The sequence below is a fragment of the Microbacterium sp. KKR3/1 genome (assembly GCF_021272365.1).
Taxonomy (GTDB): domain Bacteria; phylum Actinomycetota; class Actinomycetes; order Actinomycetales; family Microbacteriaceae; genus Microbacterium; species Microbacterium aurugineum.
Genome location: NZ_JAJSDW010000003.1, coordinates 101,642 through 121,838, shown reverse-complemented (window position 1 = coordinate 121,838; position 20,197 = coordinate 101,642). Strand labels below are relative to the sequence as shown.

The following is a 20,197-nucleotide window of genomic DNA, read 5'->3' as shown; positions in this document are numbered from 1 at the left end:
TCTTAGCCTTCTTCTCAGTTCCCGACCAGTGCGGCGCACTCGGACCACAGGACGCTGTCCTCGGTCACTCCCAGGCACGGGTCGAACGTGAAGACCACGAGCGTGCCGAGGATGATGAGCAGACCGGCGGCGAGGCCGAGCGCCCAGGTAAGCGCCTTACGAGCGGTGGTGTTCGTGACGTAGTCGTTCACGATCGTGCGCATGCCGTTCGCGCCGTGGATGAGCGCGAGCCACAGCATCAGGACGTCCCACCACTGCCAGAACGGCGTGGCGAACTTGCCGGCGATGAACGCGAAATCGAGGGCGTGGATGCCCTCGCCAAGCATGAGGTTGACGAAGAGGTGGCCGAAGATCAGGACGACGAGCACGATGCCCGACGCGCGCATGAAGACCCAGCCCCACTTCTCGAGGTTCACTCCGCGGCGACGGCGCACCGGGGCGGCGACGGTCTGTGCAGACATCAGTGTCCTCCTCCGAACCCGGCGAATGCGAGGATCAGGTGGCGGGGCACGAAGCCGGCCATGATGATGCCCCACACCAGCAGCACGCCCCAGAAGAGCTGGCGCTGGTACTTCGCACCCTTCGACCAGAAGTCGACGGCGATGATGCGCAGCCCGTTCATGGCGTGGAAGACGATGCCCGCGACGAGCACGACCTCACCGAGCGCCATGATGGGGTTCTTGTAGGTGCCGATGACGGCGTTGTACGCCTCCGGCGACACCCTGATGAGTGCCGTGTCGAGCACGTGCACCAAAAGGAAGAAGAAGATGGCGACTCCGGTGATGCGGTGAAGCACCCACGACCACATGCCTTCGCGTCCCCGATAGAGGGTGCCGCGGGGGGTCTTTGACGTGGTTTCCGAAATCGACGGTGTCAAGCGCGCGCTCGTGGACACGGTCGTCCTCCCTGATCGATGTGCGTCGGTCGCGTGCGCTGCTCTCGTTCAAGTGTGTGCTCGTCGAAGTGGCAGGCACGCCCGATCGCTGTCCATCCTATTCCTGTCCGAACACGGGGAGCGACGAAGGCGAGCCTAAGTGTCCGCAACGGCTCAGGAGGCCGCGGGTACCCTGGCAGGGTGAGCGAGACCATCGAGGATTTCTATGCCGTCATTCCCGCCGGCGGCATCGGCAGTCGGCTGTGGCCGCTTTCCCGCGCGGATGCGCCGAAGTTCCTGCACGACCTGACAGGATCCGGGCACTCCCTGCTCCGCGACACCTGGGATCGCCTGGAGCCGCTCACCGGGCCGGACCGGATCGCCGTCGTCACCGGACGCGCCCATCGCGCTGCGGTCGAGGCGGAGCTGCCGGGCATCGCCGATCTGAACGTCTTCCTGGAGTCGGAGCCGCGGGAGTCGGCAGCGGCGATCGGACTGGCTGCCGCGATCCTGCATCGCCGCGAGCCCGACGTGATCGTCGGGTCGTTCAGCGCGGATCATGTGATCCGCAGCACCCGGGTGTTCGAGTTCGCCGTCCGCGACGCCGTCGAGGTCGCCCGCGAAGGCTACATCTGCACGATCGGCATCACACCGACGGAACCCGCGATCGGCTTCGGCTACATCAAGAAGGGCCCGGAGCTCGTGGTCGAGGGCGCCAGGGAGGCCGCGCTCGTGGAGAGCTTCGTCGAGAAGCCCGACCTGGACACGGCGAAGGCGTACCTGGCGGACAGGGGCTACCTCTGGAACGCCGGCATGTTCATCGCGAAGGCGAGCGTGCTGCTCGACGAGATCGCGGCGAATGAGCCGGAACTGCATGCCGGCCTGCTCGAACTCGCCGAGGCCTGGGACGATCGCGATCGGCGCGGACCCGCGGTGGATCGAATCTGGCCGCGCCTCAAGAAGATCGCGATCGATTACGCCGTCGCCGAGCCGGCCGCTCGCCGAGGACACCTCGCGGTCGTCCCGGGGCACTTCGACTGGGACGACGTCGGCGACTTCGCCTCGCTGACCAAGCTCATCAACAACGGACGCAAGAACGACCTCGCCGTCCTGGGGCCGAACGCACGTGTGCTCACGGACGGGGCGAGCGGGATCCTGGTCAGTCAGACGTCGCGGGTGATCAGCCTGGTGGGTGTCCAGGACATCGTCGTGGTCGACACCCCCGACGCCTTGCTCGTCACGACGGTCGAGCATGCCCAGCGGGTGAAGGGCGTCGTCGAGTCACTCAAGCTCACCGGCCGGGGGGACGTGCTCTGAGGCGTGCGCCGATGAGCATGATCCCACGCTCATCCGGTGGGTTGATTTCAGCTTTGTAACCTTTGGCCAGCACATGCGGCGCGAGCGTGTTCAAAAGCTGAAACAGTAGGTAACTTTGATCGATCCGCGATGGCCGCGGGTTCGTTGAGGGAGGCATCAGTTGACCATCTCCACCACCAAGAAGCTGCTCGGCGCGACGGTCGCCGCGGGCGTCATCTTCGCACTCGCCGGCTGCGGCCAGGCCCCGACCGACAGCGGGTCGGGTTCCGAGAAGCCGGTTGACTCCGACTTCCTCCCGTGCCTCATCTCCGACGCCGGCGGATGGAACGACAAGTCGTTCAACCAGTCCGCGAAGGAAGGCATGGACGCCGCCGCCGAAGAGCTGGACATCAAGCCGCTCGAGTTCGAGTCGGCGAACGACAACGACTACGCGCCCAATCTCGAGACCGCGGTCTCCGAGGGCTGCTCGCTCATCGTCTCGGTCGGCTTCAAGCTGTCGGCTGCGACCGTCGAGTCCGCCCTCGCGAACCCCGAGATCGACTACGCGATCATCGACGACTGGGCCGACAACGACTTCGACGGCAACGTCGACGCCCCGAACATCAAGCCGCTGGTCTTCGACACGGCTCAGGCCGCCTACCTCGGTGGCTACGCCTCGGCCGCCTGGTCGGCGCAGAGCGGCGTGAACAAGGTCGGCACCTTCGGCGGGATGCAGATCCCGTCCGTCGCCGTGTTCATGGACGGCTACCAGCTCGGTGTCGAGAAGTACAACGAGGACAAGTCCGCTTCGGTCCAGGTCTTCGGTTGGGACGCCGCGACGCAGAAGGGCTCGTTCACGGGCGGCTTCGACGCGAACGACACGGCCAAGCAGACCGCTCAGGGCGTGCTCGACCAGGGCGTCGACGTGATCCTGCCCGTCGGTGGCCCGGTCTACCAGAGCGCGGCAGCGGCGATCGCCGACAGCGGCAAGGACACGCTGATGCTCGGTGTCGACAGCGACCTGGCCGTGGCTGACCCGAGCGTCGCCGACATCACCCTGGTCTCGATCATGAAGGCGATCGACGTCGCTGTGAAGGACGCGACCATCGCGGCCGCCGCCGGCGACTTCGACCCGGCCCCGTACGTGGGGACGCTCGAGAACGAGGGCGTGAAGCTCTCCGGCTTCGGTGACTTCGAGTCCCAGCTGCCCGACGGGCTCCTCGACGAACTCGCCGAGCTGCAGAAGCAGATCATCGCGGGCGACATCACGGTGGAGTCCGAGAACTCCCCGTAAGTCGTCGCAGGTCCAGCACGGGGCGAGTGGTGAGCAGGCTGCCACTCGCCCCGTGCCGTGGACGGACGATGATTCTCCTGGATGACTCTTCTGGATAAGGTGCAGATATGAAGCTCGAACTTCGCGGCATCACCAAGCGATTCGGCAGCCTCGTGGCGAACGACCACATCGACCTGGTGGTCGAACCCGGCGAGATCCACGCGCTGCTCGGCGAGAACGGCGCGGGCAAGTCCACGCTCATGAACGTCCTCTACGGCCTGTATCAGGCGGATGAGGGCGAGATCCTCCTCGATGACGAGGTGCAGCGCTTCCGCGGACCCGGTGACGCGATGGCGGCGGGGATCGGCATGGTCCACCAGCACTTCATGCTCGTTCCCGTCTTCACGGTCGCCGAGAACGTCATGCTCGGCCACGAGCAGACCAAAGCCCTCGGCACGCTCGACATCGCGAAGGCGCGAGAGCACGTGCGGTCGGTCGCGGCCCGCTTCGGATTCGACATCGACCCGGATGCGCTCGTGGGTGACCTTCCCGTCGGTGTGCAGCAGCGCGTCGAGATCATCAAGGCGCTCTCGCGCGATGCGAAGGTGCTCGTGTTCGACGAGCCGACCGCCGTGCTGACGCCGCAGGAGACCGACGAGCTGATGAACATCATGCGTCAGCTGCGCGACGAGGGCACGGCGATCGTGTTCATCACGCACAAGCTGCGCGAGGTGCGCGAGGTCGCCGACAAGATCACCATCGTCCGGCTCGGACGCGTCGTGGGTGAGGCATCGCCCACCGCGACGAACGCCGAACTCGCCTCCCTCATGGTGGGCAGGGCCGTCGAGCTCACGGTTCAGAAGGATCCGCCGCGCCTCGGCGAAGGAGGTCTCGAGGTCTCGGGACTGCGCATCCTCACGCCCACCGGCGCGATCGTCGTCGACGGCATCGATTTCTCCGTCCGCCCGGGCGAGGTCCTCGCGATCGCGGGTGTCCAGGGCAACGGCCAGACGGAACTGGTGGAGGCCATCGTCGGCCTCGCCGCCCGCGTGGAAGGCAGCATCTCCCTCGACGGCAAGGAGCTCGTCGGCCGGAGCGTGCGTGCGATCCTCGACGCGGGGGTCGGGTTCGTGCCGGAGGACCGCACGGAGGACGGCCTGGTCGCCGGCTTCTCCGTCGCCGAGAACCTCATCCTGGACCGCTCGGATGATCCTGCGTTCAGTCGCGCGGGCACACTCCGCCGCGCCGCGCTCGACGAGTTCGCCCGCGCGCGCATCACCGAGTACGACATCCGCACCCAGGGGCCGGAGACGGCGGCAGGCACGTTGTCGGGCGGAAACCAGCAGAAAGTCGTCATCGCCCGTGAGATGAGCCGCGACCTGCGGCTGCTCGTCGCCGCGCAGCCGACCCGCGGCGTCGACGTCGGCTCGATCGAATTCATCCACAAACGGATCATCGAGACGCGGGATGCCGGCATTCCGGTGATCGTCGTCTCCACGGAGCTCGACGAGGTCGCGGCTCTGGCCGACCGGATCGCGGTCATGTACCGCGGCACGATCGTCGGCATCGTCCCCGGCGACACGCCCCGGGAGACGCTCGGACTCATGATGGCCGGAGCGGCCGAAGGGGAGGTGGCCGCGTGAGCGGAGCGACACCCGGCGCAGGAGATGTGACCAAGGGCATCCCGCCGCAGGAGCTCGCGACGAGCACCGGCACGGTTCCGCGCGACCCGTCCGACGTGCCGCCGCCTCCGCGCGGCAACGTCATCCTCAAGGAGATCCTCCGCGGCAACGCCGTGACGACGATCCTCGCGATCGTGCTGGCGCTCATCGTCGGCGGCATCCTCATCGCCGTCACCAACGAAGACGTGCAGGCGGCCTCCGTCTACTTCTTCGCCCAGCCCGGTGACACCTTCGTCGCCGCCTGGAACGCCGTGTACAACGGCTACGAGGCGCTGTTCCGCGGGGCGATCTTCAACGCGAGGGGTGCCGACTTCGCGGCGCAGATCCGGCCGCTGACCAACACCCTCGGCTTCGCCGCCCCGCTCATCGCCGCAGGTCTCGGCGTCGCTCTGGCGTTCCGCGTCGGGCTGTTCAACATCGGTGCCCGCGGTCAGATGCTCATCGGTGTCGCCGTCGCGGCCCTGTTCACGTTCTCGCTCGACCTGCCGATCTGGCTGCACATCCCGGTCACCCTCATCGCCGGTATCGCGGGCGGTGCGCTCTGGGGTGCGATCGCAGGACTCATCAAGGCGCGCACCGGTGCGCACGAGGTGATCCTGACGATCATGCTCAACTACATCGCGTACTACCTGCTGCTGTGGATGATCCGCACGCCGGGCCTGCTGCAGAAGCCGGGCACGAACCAGGCGCTCGGCTCGGCGACGCCCGAGAGTGCGCAGTTCCCGACGCTGCTGGGCCCGCAGTTCCCGCTGCTGGACCTCGGCTTCGTGATCGTGATCGTGGCGACGCTCTTCGTCTGGTGGCTCATCGAGCGCTCCTCGCTCGGCATGCGCATGCGCGCCGTGGGGGAGAACCCGCATGCCGCGCGCGCCGCGGGTATCAGCGTGCAGCGCGTCTACGTGTACGCGATGCTGTTCGCCGGGGGGCTCGCGGGCCTCGCCGGGATGAACCAGATCCAGGGGGCGGTCACGACGGGCGTCACCGAGACCATCGACGCCGGCATCGGGTTCGACGCGATCACGGTCGCGCTCCTGGGCCGCAGCCGCGCGTGGGGCACGTTCGCGGCCGGCATCCTGTTCGGCGCGCTCAAGGCGGGCTCGTTCTCGATGCAGGCGCAGGACATCCCGGTCGACATCGTCCTCGTGGTGCAGTCGCTCGTGGTGCTGTTCATCGCTGCGCCGCCGCTGCTGCGCTCGGTGTTCTTCCTGCCGAAGACCGATGCGGAGAAGGCCGCCAAGGCGAGAGCCAAGGCCGCGAAGAAGGCGGTGGCCGCATGATGTCGCTCACACAGACCGTGTCCGCAGGCGGCGCCGTCCAGCTCGAGACCGTCAAGGAGCGGCACCTCAAGGCGCCGATCGTCCTCGCCGTCGCCACCGCGCTGCTGGCCCTGCTGTTCCTCACCGTGCCGCGCGACGGCATCAGCACGTTCCGGCTCTCGGACCCTTCGGCGGCGCTCGGGCTCCCGGATGTCGCCTTGCCCACGGCGTCGACCTTCTGGGTCGTGTTCGGCATCCTGGTGGTTCTGACGGTCGGGGCGTTCCTCCGAGCCTGGATCTACCGTCCGCCGTCCCTCTGGCTGGTCATCGCCTACAGCGTGCTCGCCGTGTTCGCGTTCCTCGTCTGGGCGTCCGCCGGGGGACTGGTCCCCGTCACGAGTCTGCTGTTCGGAGCGGTGTCCCTGTCGGTGCCGCTCGTGTTCGGTGCGTTGGGCGGGGTGATCGGCGAACGTGCCGGCGTCGTCAACGTGGCGATCGAAGGACAGCTGCTCCTCGGGGCGTTCTCCGCCGCGCTGCTCTCCAGCATCACCGGCAACCCGTTCGTCGGGCTGATCGGCGCGATGGTCGGTGGCGTCCTGGTGGCCAGCGTGCTCGCCGCGTTCGCCATCAAGTACCTCGTCGAGCAGGTCATCGTCGGTGTGGTGCTGAACGTGCTCGTCACGGGTCTCACCGGATTCCTCTACGGCGCGCTCCTCGCACCGAACGAGGAGACGCTGAACACCCCGGTGCGGTTCCCCCGAGTGGAGATCCCGCTGCTGAGCGACATCCCGATCATCGGACCCGTGCTATTCAACCAGACCTTCATCGGATACCTGATGTTCGTGACCGTCGCCGTCGTCGCGTGGGGGCTGTACCGCACGCGGTGGGGCCTGCGCGTCCGCGCCGTGGGAGAGCACCCGCAGGCGGCTGACACCGTCGGCATCAAGGTGAACCCGACCCGCTTCTGGAACGTGCTGCTGGCCGGCGCGATCGCCGGCATGGGTGGCGCGTACTTCACCCTCGTCTCGGTGCCGCAGTTCGGTAAGGAGATGACGGCGGGTCTCGGCTTCATCGCCCTGGCGGCCGTGATCTTCGGGCGCTGGGATCCCATCCGTGCGACGCTCGCGGCCCTGCTGTTCGGTTTCGCCACGAACCTGCAGAACCTGCTCTCGATCCTGAAAACGCCGATCCCCGGCGAGTTCATGCTCATGCTGCCGTACGTCGTGACTCTGCTCGCGGTCGCCGGGTTCGCCGGACAGATCAAGGCCCCTGCCGCCGACGGCAAGCCGTACATCAAGTCCTAGCCCTGCGGGGAAAGAGAGAAGTATCGCAATGACCGACATCGACTGGGATGAGTTGCGCCAGGTCGCCACGGAAGCCATGACGAAGGCGTACGCGCCGTACTCGCGCTATCGCGTGGGGGCGGCCGCTCTCGTCGGGGACGGGCGGATCGTGGCCGGGTGCAACGTCGAGAACGCCTCCTACGGGGTGACGCTGTGCGCGGAGTGCGCGCTCGTCGGAGACCTGCACATGTCGGGTGGCGGCCAGCTCGTCGCCTTCGTGTGCGTGAACAACGAAGGGCAGACGATCATGCCGTGCGGCCGCTGCCGTCAGCTTCTGTTCGAGCACGCGATGCCCGGGATGCTGCTCGAGACCGTCTCCGGCATCCGCACGATCGATGAGGTGCTGCCCGATGCATTCGGGCCGCGCGACCTGGAGGACGCACGATGACGACGGTGGAGCCTTTCGACGCGGTGGATGTCATCCGCGCCAAGCGCGACGGAGGCGCGGTCCCCGAGGCCGCGCTGCGCTGGATGGTGGACGCGTACACGCGCGGCTACGTCTCGGACGCGCAGATGGCCTCGTTCGCGATGGCCGTCTTCCAGCGGGGGATGGAGCGCGACGAGATCCGCGTGCTCACCGACGCGATGATCGCCTCGGGGGAGCGGATGAGCTTCGCCTCCCTCGGCAAGAAGACCGTCGACAAGCACTCCACCGGCGGTGTCGGGGACAAGATCACGCTTCCGCTCGCGCCTCTCGTCGCGGCCTTCGGTGTCGCCGTCCCGCAGCTCAGCGGCCGCGGTCTCGGTCACACCGGCGGCACGCTCGACAAGCTCGAGTCGATCCCGGGCTGGCGCGCGGCGCTCAGCAACGAGGAGATGTTCGCCCAGATGCAGGGCGACGTCGGTGCGGTCATCTGCGCCGCCGGTTCGGGGCTCGCCCCCGCCGACAAGAAGCTGTATGCGCTCCGCGACGTCACCGGAACCGTCGAAGCCATTCCGCTGATCGCCTCGAGCATCATGTCGAAGAAGATCGCGGAGGGAACGGACGCGCTGGTCCTGGACGTGAAGTTCGGCTCCGGCGCCTTCATGCAGGACATCGATCGTGCCCGCGAGCTCGCCCGCACGATGGTCGCGCTCGGCACCGATTCGGGCGTGGCGACCACCGCGCTCCTGACCGACATGAACGTCCCGCTCGGACTCGCGATCGGCAACGCCAACGAGGTCCGCGAGTCGGTGGAGATCCTCGCCGGCGGTGGTCCCGCCGATGTGCGGGAGCTGACGCTCGCCCTGGCGAGGGAGATGCTCGCACTTGCCGGACAGCCGGACGCCGACGTGGAGGCCGCCCTCGACGACGGGCGCGCGATGGACACCTGGAAGGCGATGATCCGCGCGCAGGATGGAGACCCCGACGCCCCGCTGCCCACGGCACGCGAGACGCACGTCGTCACCGCCCCGGAAGACGGTGTGCTCACGCGTCTGGACGCGCTCCCGTTCGGCGTCGCCGCCTGGCGACTGGGTGCGGGCCGTGCCAGGGCTGAGGACCCCGTGATCTTCGAGGCAGGAATCGACCTGCACGCGAAGCCGGGCGACCGCGTCACCGCCGGGCAGCCGCTCTTCACGCTGTCCGCGGCGGACGAGGCCCGCTTCCCCCGCGCGATCGAAGCTCTCGAGGGCGCCTGGGCGATCGGTGGCGAGGTGCCGGAGGCCGGTCCCATCGTGCGCGAGCGCATCACGGCGTGACTGCGGACCGCTAGCCTGAACTGAGCACATCCGCGACGGAGGAGGATCACCATGTCGATCGACGCGAACGGCGATGTCACGCTGCAGGGCGTCTCCCTGCGGAGCCTCCCCAAGGTGTCGCTGCATGATCATCTCGACGGTGCCCTGCGCCCCGCGACGATCATCGAGCTGGCGGACGCGATCGGCCTCGAGGTACCGAAGTCCGACCCCGCGGCGCTCGGCGCCTGGTTCGCGAAGCAGAGCGACTCGGGGTCGTTGGTGGAGTACCTCAAGACCTTTGACCTGACGACCGCCGTCATGCAGACCCCGGAAGGGCTCACCCGCGTCGCGCGCGAGTTCGTCCAGGACCTCGCGGCCGATGGTGTGGTCTACGGCGAGGTGCGCTGGGCTCCGGAGCAGCACCAGGCCCGTGGACTCACGCTCGAGCAGACCGTCGAAGCGGTGCAGCAGGGTATCGAAGAGGGCGAGGACGCCGCCGACCGCGATGGTAGGAGCATCCGCGTCGGCCAGTTGATCACGGCCATGCGCCACACCGATCGGGCCAGGGAGATCGCCGAGTTGGCGGTCGACTTCCGCGGTCGCGGCGCCGTCGGGTTCGACATCGCGGGGCCGGAGGACGGCTTCCCGCCGTCGAATCATCGCGCCGCGTTCGACTATCTCGCCGGCAAGTTCTTCCCGGTGACCGTACATGCGGGAGAGGCCGCGGGGCTCGCGTCGATCCGTTCGGCTCTGCTGGACGGGCGTGCGCTGCGACTGGGCCACGGCGTCCGCATCGCCGAGGACCTCCAGGTCGTGACGCAGGAAGGCGATGAGGTGCAGGTGCAGTTCGGCGACCTCGCCCGGTGGGTCCGCGACCGCGAGATCCCGCTCGAACTGTCGCCGTCCTCGAACCTGCAGACCGGGGCGATCGCGGCCTGGGGCAACACGCTGGCGGATCACCCGTTCGACCTGCTGTACCAGCTCGGTTTCTCCGTGACCGTGAACGTCGACAACCGCACGATGAGCGCCACTTCGCTCACGCGCGAGCTCGCGCTGCTCGTCGAGACTTTCGAGTACGACCTCGACGACCTCGAGACGTTCCAGTTCAACGCCGCCGCAGCCGCCTTCCTCCCGGTCGAGGAGCGGGAAGAGCTCGTCGAGTTGATCGCCGAGGGCTTCGACATCTGATCGGACGCGTCAGGCCTCGCGGGCTGAGGCTCAGGGGGCGAGCGGTGCGAGGAATTCGTCGACCAGGCGCGTGACCTCCGCATGCATCTCCTCGGAGGAGATCGTCGGGGTGCCGTCGCCGTCCTGCGGCCCGTAGTCGCCGAACGAGGCATGAGAGGCGCCGTCGATCTCGACCATCTCGGCATCCGCAGGCAGCTCATCGCGTGCATCGGCGATCTTGTCCGCCGTCGAGAGGCCGTCCTCACTTCCCGAGATGCTCAGGACCGGGAGCCCGCTCTGCGAGAGGTCGTTGGCGCAGTAGGAACCGAACAGCACCAGCGCATCGGCGTCCGGGGCGAGCTGGCAGGCGCGCACACCACCGAGCGAGTGTCCTCCGACGGCCCACGCACCGACTTCCGGAGCGGCGGACGTGAAGGCATCGAGGCCCCGAGGGTCGAAGAAGGCCAGATTCAGCCAGGGGCGGGTGATCACGACCGTGACACCGTCTTCCGCGAGGCCCTGGAGGATGGCGGCATAGGCCCAGGGGTCGACCTTGGCCCCGGGGATGAAGACCAGCCCGACGTCGGACTCGCCGTCCACCGGCTCGAGCACGATGCCCTGATCGGCATCCGTCACCGTGATCTGGGGGTTCTCCTGCACTGTCGCGAGCGGCTCGGGCTCCGCGGCCATGACACCGATCTGGCTCCACGCCACGACGCCGCCGACGACGAGCACCACCACGATCGCCAGGCTCCACAGAACGCGCTTCAGGATGCGACGGCCACGAGTCTTCTTCACGCGTCAACGTTACTCCGCGGCGCGGCCCTCACCGGCGACGGCAGGGTGCGTGCGGAGGTACTCCTCGAAAGCCTGAGCGGTCGTGCGTCGCGGTGTGTATCCGAACTCGTTCTTCAGACGTCCGTTCGCCAGCACCGGTCGATAGCGGAGGAAAGGCACCTTCTCCGGTCCGTGCTCCGTGAGGCGAAGTGTCTGTCCGATCAGGAGACCCGCGGCCAGCACCCGGGCGGGGACCACGAGCTCGGGCTTGTGCAGTCGAGCCGCGATCTCCGGCACGGTCATGCGTCCGTCCCCGGCGACGTTGAAGATCCCGGGCGGGCCGTCCGTCGCCGCACGGACCATCGCTGCGGCGACATCGTCCACCCAGACGAAGACGAACGGGGAATCCGAACCGGCGATGCGAAGGATCCGCCTTGCGTCCCAGAGCGCGGTGATCTGATTCCGCACGGACGGACCGAGGATCGTGCCGATGCGGAAGACCACCTGCTCGAGCTCCGGGTGGGCCGTACGATACTCGGCGAGCATCTCCTCCACCAGACGCTTGTGCCGTGCGTACGGGAAGGCGTCGTTGCCCCGCAGCGGTTGGTCCTCCTCGATCCAGTCCGGGTTGTCGGCGTGATAGCCGTAGGCGGCGCCGGAGCTGGAGACGACGATGCGGTGGACGTCGGCGTCCACGCACGCGGCGAGGACGTTGGCCGAGCCGGTCACGTCGACGCGGTACTCGAGGGCGACGTCGCGACCCGGATTGACGATCGCCGCCAGATGCACGACGGTGTCGATCCGGTGCTTCCGGAGCGTCGGAGCGATGGCGGCGGGATCGGTCACATCCAGTGTCTCGTCGATGATGCCGTCGCGCGGCGTGCCCGGGCGCAGGTCCGCGGCGACGACGAGTTCGACATCGTCGCGCGCGGCGAGGGCCTCGGCGACATGCGACCCGAGGAAGCCTCCGCCGCCGGTGATGAGCACCCGCGACATCAGGCGGCCTCGATGGGTGCGCGGCCGCTGCTGTCTCCGGTCGTCGTCCCGGTGCGGTGTCGCGTGTGGCGGGCCCAGAGCCCGGCGAGCACGAGACCCGCGATGATGTCCCAGATGCCCCACCAGCCCGCGACGACGGCCATGCCTCCGAGCCCGTCGAAGAACAGGAACACCAGGCCCAGACCGAGGCCGGCGTTGCGGATGCCGACCTCGAACGTCATCGCCTTGCGCTCACGGGTGCCGAGGCCGCCCACGACGGCGGTGCCGTAGCCGAGTGCGAGCGCGACGGCGTCGTGGACGGCGACGACCAGCAGGATGACACCCAGGACCTGCACGAAGACCGCCCAGTTGCCGATGAGCGCCGCCACGATGAACCCGAGCAGGGCGATCAGGCTGAACCACTTCACGAACGGCTGCACCCGCGCGCTCATCCCCGGCACTTTCGCGCGGAGGAGCAGTCCCACCGCGAAGGGGAGACCGATGATGAGGAAGATCTCCAGCAGCATCCGCCAGGGGTCGAGCGAGACATCGCGCAACAGGGCGCTGGCGGTGGGATGCAGGGAAGCCCAGAACGTGATGCTGAGGGGCATCGCGAAGATGTAGATGAGGTTCCCGACCGCGGTGAGGGAGACCGAGAGCGCGACGTTGCCGCCGGCACGATGTGTCAGCACCTGCGAGATGTTGCCGGGCGGGCAGCACGCGACCAGGATCATCCCCAACGCCATCGACGGGGGGATGGGCAGCACGAGGGTCAGCAGGAACGTCGCGACGGGCAGCAGGAGCAGCTGCGCGAGGATCGCGATCACGAACGGCTTCGGGTGCTTCGCCACCACACGGAAGTCGCGTGGCGAGGTGTCCAGGGCGATGCCGAACATGATCAGCCCCAACACCACGTTCAGGATCGTCAGCGTGCCGGGCGTGAACGACAGGACGACGTCGTCGATGTTCATGCCGAGGCCTCCAGTGCGCTCTTCTCGCGTCGCACCGCGCTGCGATAGGCGTCCTTGTTGACGTAGTACGCCATCCGGTCGAGGCCGAGGTAGTGATAGCCGCCGGAGGTGTCCGGCCACGCCGTGCCGGTCACGCGCTCGCGGAAGCGTGCGGCCCGCGCCGGGTCGTGCTCTGCGGCGTCGAGGTAGGTCGCGAGCAGGTCGGCCTGTTCGTACCGGCCCTGCCAGCCGATCCCGGAGGCCTCGATCATGCCCATCACGTACAACCCGTTGAAGGAGGCGGGGAAGACGTTGAGGAACAGCCGAGGCGACGCGCCGCGCCAGTGCAGGTGTTCGCGATCCACGAACGGATAGTCCAGGGTGTAGCCGGTCGCCAGCAGCACGAGGTCGTACTCGTCCGAACCCCCGTCGCGGAAGTGCACGGTCTTCCCGTCGAAGCGATCGATGTCCGCACGGATGCGCAGATCGCCCTGCCCGAGGTGGTTGAGGATGAGGGTGTTCACGATCGGGTGAGACTCGTAGATGCGGTAGTCGGGCCGAGGGAATCCGAACCGCACGGGGTCTCCCGTGAACGCACGCAGCACGCGGCTGTCGACAGCCTGCTTGATCCGCGCCGGCAGGGGGCGCCCCTGGTTGAGGGTGTCGCTCGGCTTGCCGAACAGGTAGCGCGGCACGAAGTAATACCCGCGGCGGACACTCATATCGATCGAGTCGGCATGATGCACGGCGTCCACCGCGATGTCGCAGCCGGAGTTGCCCGCGCCGATGAGCAGCACCCGCTTGCCCCGGAGCATCTCCGGGGATTTGTAGGCGCTGGTGTGCAGCAGCTCGCCGGTGAACTCGCCGCGGAACGAGGGCACGTTCGGTTCCGCGAGGGTGCCGTTCGCTAGCACGACCCCGGCATACCAGCGGGTCTCCTCGCCGTCGGGGCCGCTGCTCGTGAGGTCCCACCCGCCGTCGCGCGGTTCGAGACGCGTGACCGTGGTCTCGAACCGGAACAGGTCGGTCAGCCCGAAGCGATCGGCGTACTCCTGGAAGTACTCCTTCAGCACGCGGTGGCCGGGGTAGTCGACCCGGGTGCGCATCGGGAACTCCGAGAACTCGGTCGTGGTGCGGGAGGAGATCAGGTGCGCCGACTCGTACATCGTGCTGCGTGGGTTCGTGATGTCCCACAGCCCGCCGACGCCGTGGGACGCCTCGTACCCGTCGATCCCGATACCGCGCCGGTGGAGCGCACGCGCCGCCGCCAACCCCGATGGTCCCGCCCCGATGACGGCATATCTGTTCATGATGCTCCCCGCACGTCGCTGTGCTCGAAAAAACGCCCCCGTCCACCGATCGTATCCGGTGGGCGGGGGCGTCGAGATCCGTGGATCAGTCGGGCCGGAGGTGCTGCTGCCGGTCCACGACGGCGTCGCGCACGCGAGGGAACAGCGGGTGCTCGGGATCGAGTCCCGTCGTGCGCGTCGTGAACGCCGTGGCGTGCTCGGTGCGCAGCAGCGCCTGCAGTTCGACCGACTGCTCATCGGCGGGGTCATCGAACTCGAGCGCGGCGGCGACGGCGGCGACGAGCGCATCCGTCGGCAGGTCGCGTTCCGCAGCCATCGCGGCGGGTCCGATGAAGCGCTCGTGTCGCGAGATCTTGCGCAACGGCTGACGGCCGACGCGCTGCACGGTGTCGACGAGCGCGGGATTGCGGAAGCGGTCCAGGATGGTGGCCCGATAGGCGGCCAGGTCAGCGGGGTCGAGCCCGTGGTCGGCCACCAGGACTGCCGAGGTCTCCTCCAGCGCGGCCGAGACGCTCGAGGCGATCGCCGGGTCGGCCAGGGCATCCGAGATGCGCTCGATACCCGCGCGTGCGCCGAAGTATGCGGTGGCGGCGTGCCCCGTGTTCACGGTGAAGAGCTTGCGCTCGATGTACGGCGCCAAGTCGTCGACGAAGTGGGCACCGGGGATGTTCGGCAGCGCGCCGCCGAACGGGCCGGCCTCGATGGCCCACTCGTAGTATGGCTCCACCGTGACGTCGACGCCGCCGTCCGCCGGCTGCGCCGGGACGATGCGGTCGACCGCGGTGTTCGCGAAGACGGCGCGCGCGAGCAGCAGGTCGGCATCTGCCCCGGCCGCGGCCACGACCTCGCGGCGCAGCAGGTCGGTGGCCCCGATCGCGTTCTCGCAGGCCATGACCTGCAGCGGCGCGGCATCGGGGGAGCGGAGAGCCAACCCTGCCACGATCGACGGTGCCACGAACCGCAGCACGGTCGGCCCCACTGCGGTCGTGACGACATCGGCCGAGGCGACCTCCTCCGCCACGACGGCCGGATCGGTGCGGCTGTTGACGGCGCGGAAGCCGGTGACGACGTGATCGGTCCCTCCGGGGCCGGCCTCGTGCACGGTGTACTCGGCGGTCGCATTGATCGCGTCGACCAGGGCATCGGCGACGTCGGAGAACACGACCTCGTAGCCTCCCTGGCGCAGCAGCAGACCGACGAAACCGCGACCGATGTTGCCGGCCCCGAAGTGGACCGCCTTCATCCCTCGTTCACCTCCGAGAGGAGGGCGTAGAGCGCCTCCGGTGTCTGAGCGGCGGAGAGCCGAGCCACGTCATCCTCCTCGGAGAACAGGATCGCGATGCGCGAGAGGATCTCCAGATGCTCGTCGCCGACCCCGGCGATGCCGATCACGAACGTCGTGGGATCGCCTGACCAGTCGACCCCGCCGTCGTAGCGGACGACCGACAGCGCGGAGGCGAGGATCGCGTCCTTCGCGTCGTTGGTGCCGTGCGGGATCGCCAGTCCGTTGCCCATGAAGGTCGAGACCGTCTCCTCGCGCTGTCGCATCGCGTCGACATAGGCCGGGGTGACGGCTCCGGCGGCCACGAGGATGTCCGTCGCCTCCTGCAGGGCCTCGTCCCTGGTCGCGCTTCCGGGATGGATGCGCACCTGTTCGGGGGTGAGAACGCTCATTCTGCTTCCTTTCGCTGCTCGCGCACCATGTCCACGACCTCGTCGTACTTGGGCGAGTTCATGAAGTTGTCGACCGACACGTGGACCGAGTCCGGCGACTTGGCCGTGGCGCGCTCGGTGAGCTGCTGCTGGGTGATCACCACGTCGGCCGTGCCGTCGAGGTTGGCGATCGCCTGGTTGGTGACCGTGATGTCCTCGATGCCCGCCTTCTTGAGCTTGTTCCGCAGGACGCTCGCGCCCATGGCGGAGGAGCCCATACCGGCGTCGCAGGCGAAGACGATGCGCTCGATCGGAGTGGTCGCGACCGCGGTGGTGCTCGGGGCGGCCGCGGAGGCCGTGGTCGCCGTCGACGTGCGCAGCGCGTCCATCGCGGCGGACGACTTGCCCTTGTTCGCCTCGGTCTGTGCGATCGCGGCACCGAAGGAATCGCCCTCGGCTTCGAGGTCGCGCTTGCGCGAGGCCCGCAGGATGACGCCGGTGATGAGGAACGTCACCGTCGCGGCGACGATGACCGACAGGTACACGACGAGGAGGTTGCCGACACCGGGTCCGATGGCCGCGGCGGTCACCGCGATGATGCTGCCGGGGGCCGCGGGGAAGGCCAGGCCGCCGCCGAGGACCATGTTCGTGGTGACACCGGCCGCGCCACCCGCGATGAGTGCGAGGATCGTGGTCGGCTTGCTCAGCGCGTACGGGAAGTAGATCTCGTGGATACCGCCGAAGAACTGGATGATCGCCGCTCCGGGGGCCGAGGCCTTCGCAGCGCCTACGCCGAAGAAGGTGAATGCCAGCAGCAGGCCGAGCCCGGGCCCGGGGTTCGCCTCGATGAGGAAGAGGATCGACTTGCCGGTCTCCGCGGCCTGCTCGATGCCCAGCGGGGTGAACACACCGTGGTTGATGGCGTTGTTCAGGAACAGGACCTTCGCCGGCTCGACGATGATCGACACCAGCGGCAGCAAGTTGAGCGTGACGAGCCAGTCGACGGCTGTCCCCAGCACGGCACTGATGCCGAGCATGACGGGCCCGAAGGCGAAGAACCCGACGATCGCGAGGATCATGCCCAGGATGCCCGCCGAGAAGTTGTTGACCAGCATCTCGAAGCCGGGGCGGATCTTGCCGTCCCACAGGCGGTCCACCTGCTTCATGATCCAGGCGGCGATCGGCCCCATGATCATGGCGCCGAGGAACATCGGGATGTTCGTGCCGACGATCACGCCGACGGTCGCGATCGTGGCGACCACTCCGCCGCGCTCGCCGTAGACCATGCGGCCGGCGGTGTTCGCGATCAGCAGCGGGAGCAGGTAGGTGACCATCGGGCCGACGAGGCCGACGTAGGCCAGGACGTTTCCGTCGGCACTCTCGGTGACGGCCGTCATCGCGCCCTGCCAGCCGAGGACGGCGGAGTCGCCGCCACCGCCGATGATCTCGGCGACGCCGGCCCAGTGCCAGCCGAAGGGACTCTCGGCTCCGAAGAAGCCCTTCGGGATGAAGAGCATCGTGATGAAGCCCCAGGCGATGAAGGCCGCGATGTTGGGCATGATCATGCCGGAGAGGAACGTGCCGAAGCGTTGCACTCCTACGCGGACGCCGCCGGTTCTCGTGGCGGCAGGTGACGTCGTCGTCATGATGTCGTCTCTTTCTTGTGGAGGGTGATTTCCGCGGCGAGCGTCGCCACGGCGGTTCGGGCGGAGGAGGCATCGTCAGCGGCCAGGGCGGCTTCGGCGAGGCTCCGCGCCTCGGACGGGGTGTGTTCGGAGAGTGCGTGTCGCACGTCGGCCAGCGCGGACGGGGCCATCGAGAGGCTCGTGGCGCCGAGCCCGACGAGCACGACCGCCAGCAGAGGGTCCGCCGCCGCTTCGCCGCAGATGCCGACGGGCTTCCCGAGACGCGCTCCCGCATCGCCGACCTCGCGCACGAGGCGCAGGACGGCAGGATGCCAGGGGTCTTGGAAGCCGGCGACGGAGCCGAGCATGCGGTCCGCCGCCATCGTGTACTGGGTCAGATCGTTGGTGCCGATCGAGGCGAAATCGGCGTGCGCCAGCACGCGGTCGGCGAGCAGAGCACTCGCCGGGATCTCGACCATGACGCCGGCCGTCGTGAGCCCGTACTCGCGGGCGAGATCCGTGAAGTACCTGGTCTCCTCGACGGTGGCGACCATGGGGGCCATCACCCAGAGGTCGGCCTCGGTCTCGGCGTCCGCCTCGGCGAGGGCCGTCAGTTGCTCGCGAAGGATGTCCTCGCTCGCTCGCAGGGCACGAAGGCCCCGGAGCCCCAGCGCAGGATTCTCCTCGTGGGCGTCGTTGAGGAAGGCGAGGGGCTTGTCCGCGCCGGCGTCCAGCATCCGCACCACGACCTTCTTGCCGGGGAACGCGGCCAGCAGCTCGCGGTAGGACTCGCGCTGCTTGGCGACCGTCGGCGCCTGAGCCGAGGAGAGGAACAGGAACTCGGTGCGGAAGAGCCCGACGCCCTCGGCCCCCCGAGCGACCGCATCCGCGGCGTCTGCGGGCTTCCCCAGATTCGCGAGCAGCGCGACAGGCGTGCCGTCGGCGAGGGCGCCGGGAGTCAGCGGAGCGGCGTCGGCTGCACGACGGGCGGCCGCGCGCTCCGTGGCGCGGCTCTTCTGCTCGTCGGTGGGCTCGCGGGTCACGACGCCCGCGGCCGCATCCACGATCACCGTCTCACCCGTCATCAGCTGCGCGCCGTCCGCGACGCCCACGATCGCGACGATGCCCTTCTCCCGGGCGAGGATCGCGGTGTGCGAGGTGGGCCCGCCGTCGGTCGTGATCAGTGCGAGCACCTGATCCAGGTCGAGCAGGGCGGTGTCGGCCGGGGCGAGATCGCGTGCGACCAGGACGAACGGGTGCCCGGGGTTCGGGACACCAGGCGCCTCGACGCCGCGGAGGTGCGCGAGCACACGCTGAGCGATGTCATCGAGATCGGCGGCGCGCTCGCCGAGGTAGCCGCCGACGGCCTCGAGCGTCGCGCGGAAGCCGGCGAAGGCGTCGTGCACGGCCCACTCGGCGGTCGCGCCGGCATCGATGCGGGTGTCGACCTCGTCCTGGAGTGTCGGATCTTCGGCGATCATCGCCTGGGCCTCGAGCACCTCCTGAGCGGAGCCTCCTGCGGTCCGGCCGCGCTCGTTCAACTCCCGGGCGACGGTCGCGACGGCCTCGTGCACACGGGTGCGCTCGGCGTCTGCTCCGGCGGTGCTCGGCGTGTTCTCCGGAGCGGGCATCGCTTCGGACATGCGGATGACCGGTCCCTGTGCCACTCCGAGACCGATCCCCACACCCCGCAGCTCGCTCATCCGGCTGCCTCCTGATCATGGTCTGTGGTGAGGAGCTCGGTGAGGGTGTCGAGCACGCCCTCGGCACCGTCGCCCTCGGCGGTGAGCGTCACGTAGTCGCCGTACTCGACCGCCAGGGCGATGACACCGAGGATGCTCGCCGCATTCACCGGCTTGCCCGAATCCTTGGCGATCGTCACGGCGACGCCGGAGTCCTTCGCCGCCTGCGCGAAGAGTTTCGCCGGGCGGGCGTGCAATCCGTGGGAGGAGCCGATCCGGACGGTGCGGGTGGCGGTCATGATGTTCCTTTCGGGGTGTCGCCGGCGGCGGCGAGGATCGATCGGGCGTAGACGAGGGTGCGGGAGCCGTCCCGGTCCGTGAAGACATCCCCGGGGAGCACCGCGACGGGCGCGTGCGCACGGGCGCGGATGGCTTCCAGCCGGTCGCCCAGGTGAGGGCCGACGAGGACGAGGTCGACATCGGAGTCCGACACGGAGCTCTCCATCCCCGCCGTCGCCTCCCAGCCGAGTCCGGCCGCCGCCGCCGCACTCCGGAGCCGCTGTGCGACGAACGTGCTCGACGCGCCGGCGCCGCACACCACGAGGATCCTCATCGATTCCCACCTTCCTGAGAACAGTCTGTGAACCGGAAGGATCCTGCGCCAACACGTTCCTT

Annotated in this window: 20 protein-coding genes; 8 read left to right on the top strand and 12 right to left on the bottom strand. The window is 68.6% G+C overall.

The window, feature by feature from the left end; genetic code table 11:
* Positions 1–14 precede the first annotated feature (14 nt).
* Together LVJ59_RS15450 and sdhC are read right to left on the bottom strand one after the other, a co-directional pair.
* Entirely contained in the window at positions 15–461 is a 447-nt protein-coding gene (locus tag LVJ59_RS15450; protein ID WP_047523606.1) for a succinate dehydrogenase hydrophobic membrane anchor subunit, read from the bottom strand.
* The gene (sdhC, locus tag LVJ59_RS15445) at positions 461–895 is read right to left on the bottom strand and encodes a succinate dehydrogenase, cytochrome b556 subunit (RefSeq protein ID WP_308191517.1); all 435 of its coding nucleotides are present in this window, start codon (positions 893–895) and stop codon (positions 461–463) included. The genes LVJ59_RS15450 and sdhC overlap by 1 nt, the downstream gene beginning before the upstream one ends.
* A gap of 180 nt (positions 896–1,075) precedes the next feature.
* Here sdhC and LVJ59_RS15440 point away from each other — a divergent pair, with 180 nt between their 5' ends.
* The 8 genes from LVJ59_RS15440 (at position 1,076) to LVJ59_RS15405 (ending at position 10,571) form a co-directional block, all read left to right on the top strand.
* A complete protein-coding gene (locus LVJ59_RS15440) occupies positions 1,076–2,191 on the top strand; it encodes a mannose-1-phosphate guanylyltransferase (RefSeq protein WP_131492692.1) in 1,116 nt (371 codons plus the stop codon).
* Between the two features lie 160 nt (positions 2,192–2,351).
* A complete protein-coding gene (locus tag LVJ59_RS15435; protein WP_047523604.1) occupies positions 2,352–3,464 on the top strand; it encodes a BMP family protein in 1,113 nt (370 codons plus the stop codon).
* Between the two features lie 107 nt (positions 3,465–3,571).
* Positions 3,572–5,086 carry an ABC transporter ATP-binding protein gene (locus LVJ59_RS15430; protein ID WP_047523603.1) on the top strand — a complete coding sequence of 505 codons (1,515 nt, stop codon included), beginning with the start codon at positions 3,572–3,574 and terminating at the stop codon, positions 5,084–5,086.
* On the top strand, positions 5,083–6,402 hold the full coding sequence (locus LVJ59_RS15425) for an ABC transporter permease (protein WP_047523602.1): 1,320 nt from the start codon (positions 5,083–5,085) through the stop codon (positions 6,400–6,402). Before LVJ59_RS15430 ends, LVJ59_RS15425 begins: the two co-directional genes overlap by 4 nt.
* Positions 6,399–7,685, top strand: a complete 1,287-nt coding sequence (locus tag LVJ59_RS15420; RefSeq protein ID WP_374199087.1) for an ABC transporter permease — start codon at positions 6,399–6,401, stop codon at positions 7,683–7,685. Before LVJ59_RS15425 ends, LVJ59_RS15420 begins: the two co-directional genes overlap by 4 nt.
* 28 nt (positions 7,686–7,713) lie before the next feature.
* Positions 7,714–8,112 (top strand): cytidine deaminase, encoded by a 399-nt coding sequence (locus tag LVJ59_RS15415; RefSeq protein WP_047523598.1) that lies wholly within the window; start codon positions 7,714–7,716, stop codon positions 8,110–8,112.
* Positions 8,109–9,404, top strand: a complete 1,296-nt coding sequence (locus tag LVJ59_RS15410; RefSeq protein ID WP_047523596.1) for a thymidine phosphorylase — start codon at positions 8,109–8,111, stop codon at positions 9,402–9,404. The genes LVJ59_RS15415 and LVJ59_RS15410 overlap by 4 nt, the downstream gene beginning before the upstream one ends.
* Positions 9,405–9,455: 51 nt before the next feature.
* On the top strand, positions 9,456–10,571 hold the full coding sequence (locus LVJ59_RS15405; RefSeq protein WP_131492691.1) for an adenosine deaminase: 1,116 nt from the start codon (positions 9,456–9,458) through the stop codon (positions 10,569–10,571).
* Between the two features lie 30 nt (positions 10,572–10,601).
* On the opposite strand, the gene LVJ59_RS15400 is transcribed toward LVJ59_RS15405, so the two are convergent.
* The 10 genes from LVJ59_RS15400 to LVJ59_RS15355 all read right to left on the bottom strand — a co-directional run bounded on the left by LVJ59_RS15400 (position 10,602) and on the right by LVJ59_RS15355 (position 20,135).
* Entirely contained in the window at positions 10,602–11,348 is a 747-nt protein-coding gene (locus tag LVJ59_RS15400; RefSeq protein ID WP_232763691.1) for an alpha/beta hydrolase, read from the bottom strand.
* A 9-nt stretch (positions 11,349–11,357) separates the two neighbouring features.
* Positions 11,358–12,323 (bottom strand): SDR family oxidoreductase, encoded by a 966-nt coding sequence (locus LVJ59_RS15395; protein ID WP_232763690.1) that lies wholly within the window; start codon positions 12,321–12,323, stop codon positions 11,358–11,360.
* Entirely contained in the window at positions 12,323–13,273 is a 951-nt protein-coding gene (locus LVJ59_RS15390; RefSeq protein ID WP_232763689.1) for a bile acid:sodium symporter family protein, read from the bottom strand. Before LVJ59_RS15390 ends, LVJ59_RS15395 begins: the two co-directional genes overlap by 1 nt.
* Entirely contained in the window at positions 13,270–14,562 is a 1,293-nt protein-coding gene (locus LVJ59_RS15385; RefSeq protein WP_232763688.1) for an NAD(P)/FAD-dependent oxidoreductase, read from the bottom strand. The genes LVJ59_RS15390 and LVJ59_RS15385 overlap by 4 nt, the downstream gene beginning before the upstream one ends.
* An 85-nt stretch (positions 14,563–14,647) precedes the next feature.
* Complete coding sequence (locus tag LVJ59_RS15380) at positions 14,648–15,805, bottom strand: mannitol-1-phosphate 5-dehydrogenase (RefSeq protein ID WP_232763687.1); 1,158 nt, start codon at positions 15,803–15,805, stop codon at positions 14,648–14,650.
* A complete protein-coding gene (locus tag LVJ59_RS15375) occupies positions 15,802–16,236 on the bottom strand; it encodes a PTS sugar transporter subunit IIA (RefSeq protein WP_047523583.1) in 435 nt (144 codons plus the stop codon). Before LVJ59_RS15375 ends, LVJ59_RS15380 begins: the two co-directional genes overlap by 4 nt.
* On the bottom strand, positions 16,233–17,861 hold the full coding sequence (locus LVJ59_RS15370) for a PTS mannitol transporter subunit IICB (protein WP_131492684.1): 1,629 nt from the start codon (positions 17,859–17,861) through the stop codon (positions 16,233–16,235). The genes LVJ59_RS15375 and LVJ59_RS15370 overlap by 4 nt, the downstream gene beginning before the upstream one ends.
* Positions 17,858–19,543: a phosphoenolpyruvate--protein phosphotransferase gene (ptsP, locus tag LVJ59_RS15365; protein ID WP_232763686.1), complete on the bottom strand. Its 1,686-nt coding sequence runs from the start codon at positions 19,541–19,543 to the stop codon at positions 17,858–17,860. The genes LVJ59_RS15370 and ptsP overlap by 4 nt, the downstream gene beginning before the upstream one ends.
* The gene (locus tag LVJ59_RS15360) at positions 19,540–19,821 is read right to left on the bottom strand and encodes an HPr family phosphocarrier protein (protein ID WP_047523581.1); all 282 of its coding nucleotides are present in this window, start codon (positions 19,819–19,821) and stop codon (positions 19,540–19,542) included. The genes ptsP and LVJ59_RS15360 overlap by 4 nt, the downstream gene beginning before the upstream one ends.
* On the bottom strand, positions 19,818–20,135 hold the full coding sequence (locus LVJ59_RS15355; RefSeq protein ID WP_232763685.1) for a hypothetical protein: 318 nt from the start codon (positions 20,133–20,135) through the stop codon (positions 19,818–19,820). Before LVJ59_RS15355 ends, LVJ59_RS15360 begins: the two co-directional genes overlap by 4 nt.
* Positions 20,136–20,197 lie beyond the last annotated feature (62 nt).

Coding starts and splice junctions, on each gene's coding strand:
- LVJ59_RS15355 (WP_232763685.1), bottom strand. CDS start 20,135: ATGAGGATCCTCGTGGTGTGCGGCGCCGGCGCGTCGAGCACGTTCGTC.
- LVJ59_RS15450 (WP_047523606.1), bottom strand. CDS start 461: ATGTCTGCACAGACCGTCGCCGCCCCGGTGCGCCGTCGCCGCGGAGTG.
- LVJ59_RS15395 (WP_232763690.1), bottom strand. CDS start 12,323: ATGTCGCGGGTGCTCATCACCGGCGGCGGAGGCTTCCTCGGGTCGCAT.
- LVJ59_RS15405 (WP_131492691.1), top strand. CDS start 9,456: ATGTCGATCGACGCGAACGGCGATGTCACGCTGCAGGGCGTCTCCCTG.
- LVJ59_RS15370 (WP_131492684.1), bottom strand. CDS start 17,861: ATGACGACGACGTCACCTGCCGCCACGAGAACCGGCGGCGTCCGCGTA.
- LVJ59_RS15360 (WP_047523581.1), bottom strand. CDS start 19,821: ATGACCGCCACCCGCACCGTCCGGATCGGCTCCTCCCACGGATTGCAC.
- LVJ59_RS15430 (WP_047523603.1), top strand. CDS start 3,572: ATGAAGCTCGAACTTCGCGGCATCACCAAGCGATTCGGCAGCCTCGTG.
- ptsP (WP_232763686.1), bottom strand. CDS start 19,543: ATGAGCGAGCTGCGGGGTGTGGGGATCGGTCTCGGAGTGGCACAGGGA.
- LVJ59_RS15420 (WP_374199087.1), top strand. CDS start 6,399: ATGATGTCGCTCACACAGACCGTGTCCGCAGGCGGCGCCGTCCAGCTC.
- LVJ59_RS15410 (WP_047523596.1), top strand. CDS start 8,109: ATGACGACGGTGGAGCCTTTCGACGCGGTGGATGTCATCCGCGCCAAG.
- LVJ59_RS15390 (WP_232763689.1), bottom strand. CDS start 13,273: ATGAACATCGACGACGTCGTCCTGTCGTTCACGCCCGGCACGCTGACG.
- LVJ59_RS15380 (WP_232763687.1), bottom strand. CDS start 15,805: ATGAAGGCGGTCCACTTCGGGGCCGGCAACATCGGTCGCGGTTTCGTC.
- LVJ59_RS15415 (WP_047523598.1), top strand. CDS start 7,714: ATGACCGACATCGACTGGGATGAGTTGCGCCAGGTCGCCACGGAAGCC.
- LVJ59_RS15375 (WP_047523583.1), bottom strand. CDS start 16,236: ATGAGCGTTCTCACCCCCGAACAGGTGCGCATCCATCCCGGAAGCGCG.
- LVJ59_RS15385 (WP_232763688.1), bottom strand. CDS start 14,562: ATGAACAGATATGCCGTCATCGGGGCGGGACCATCGGGGTTGGCGGCG.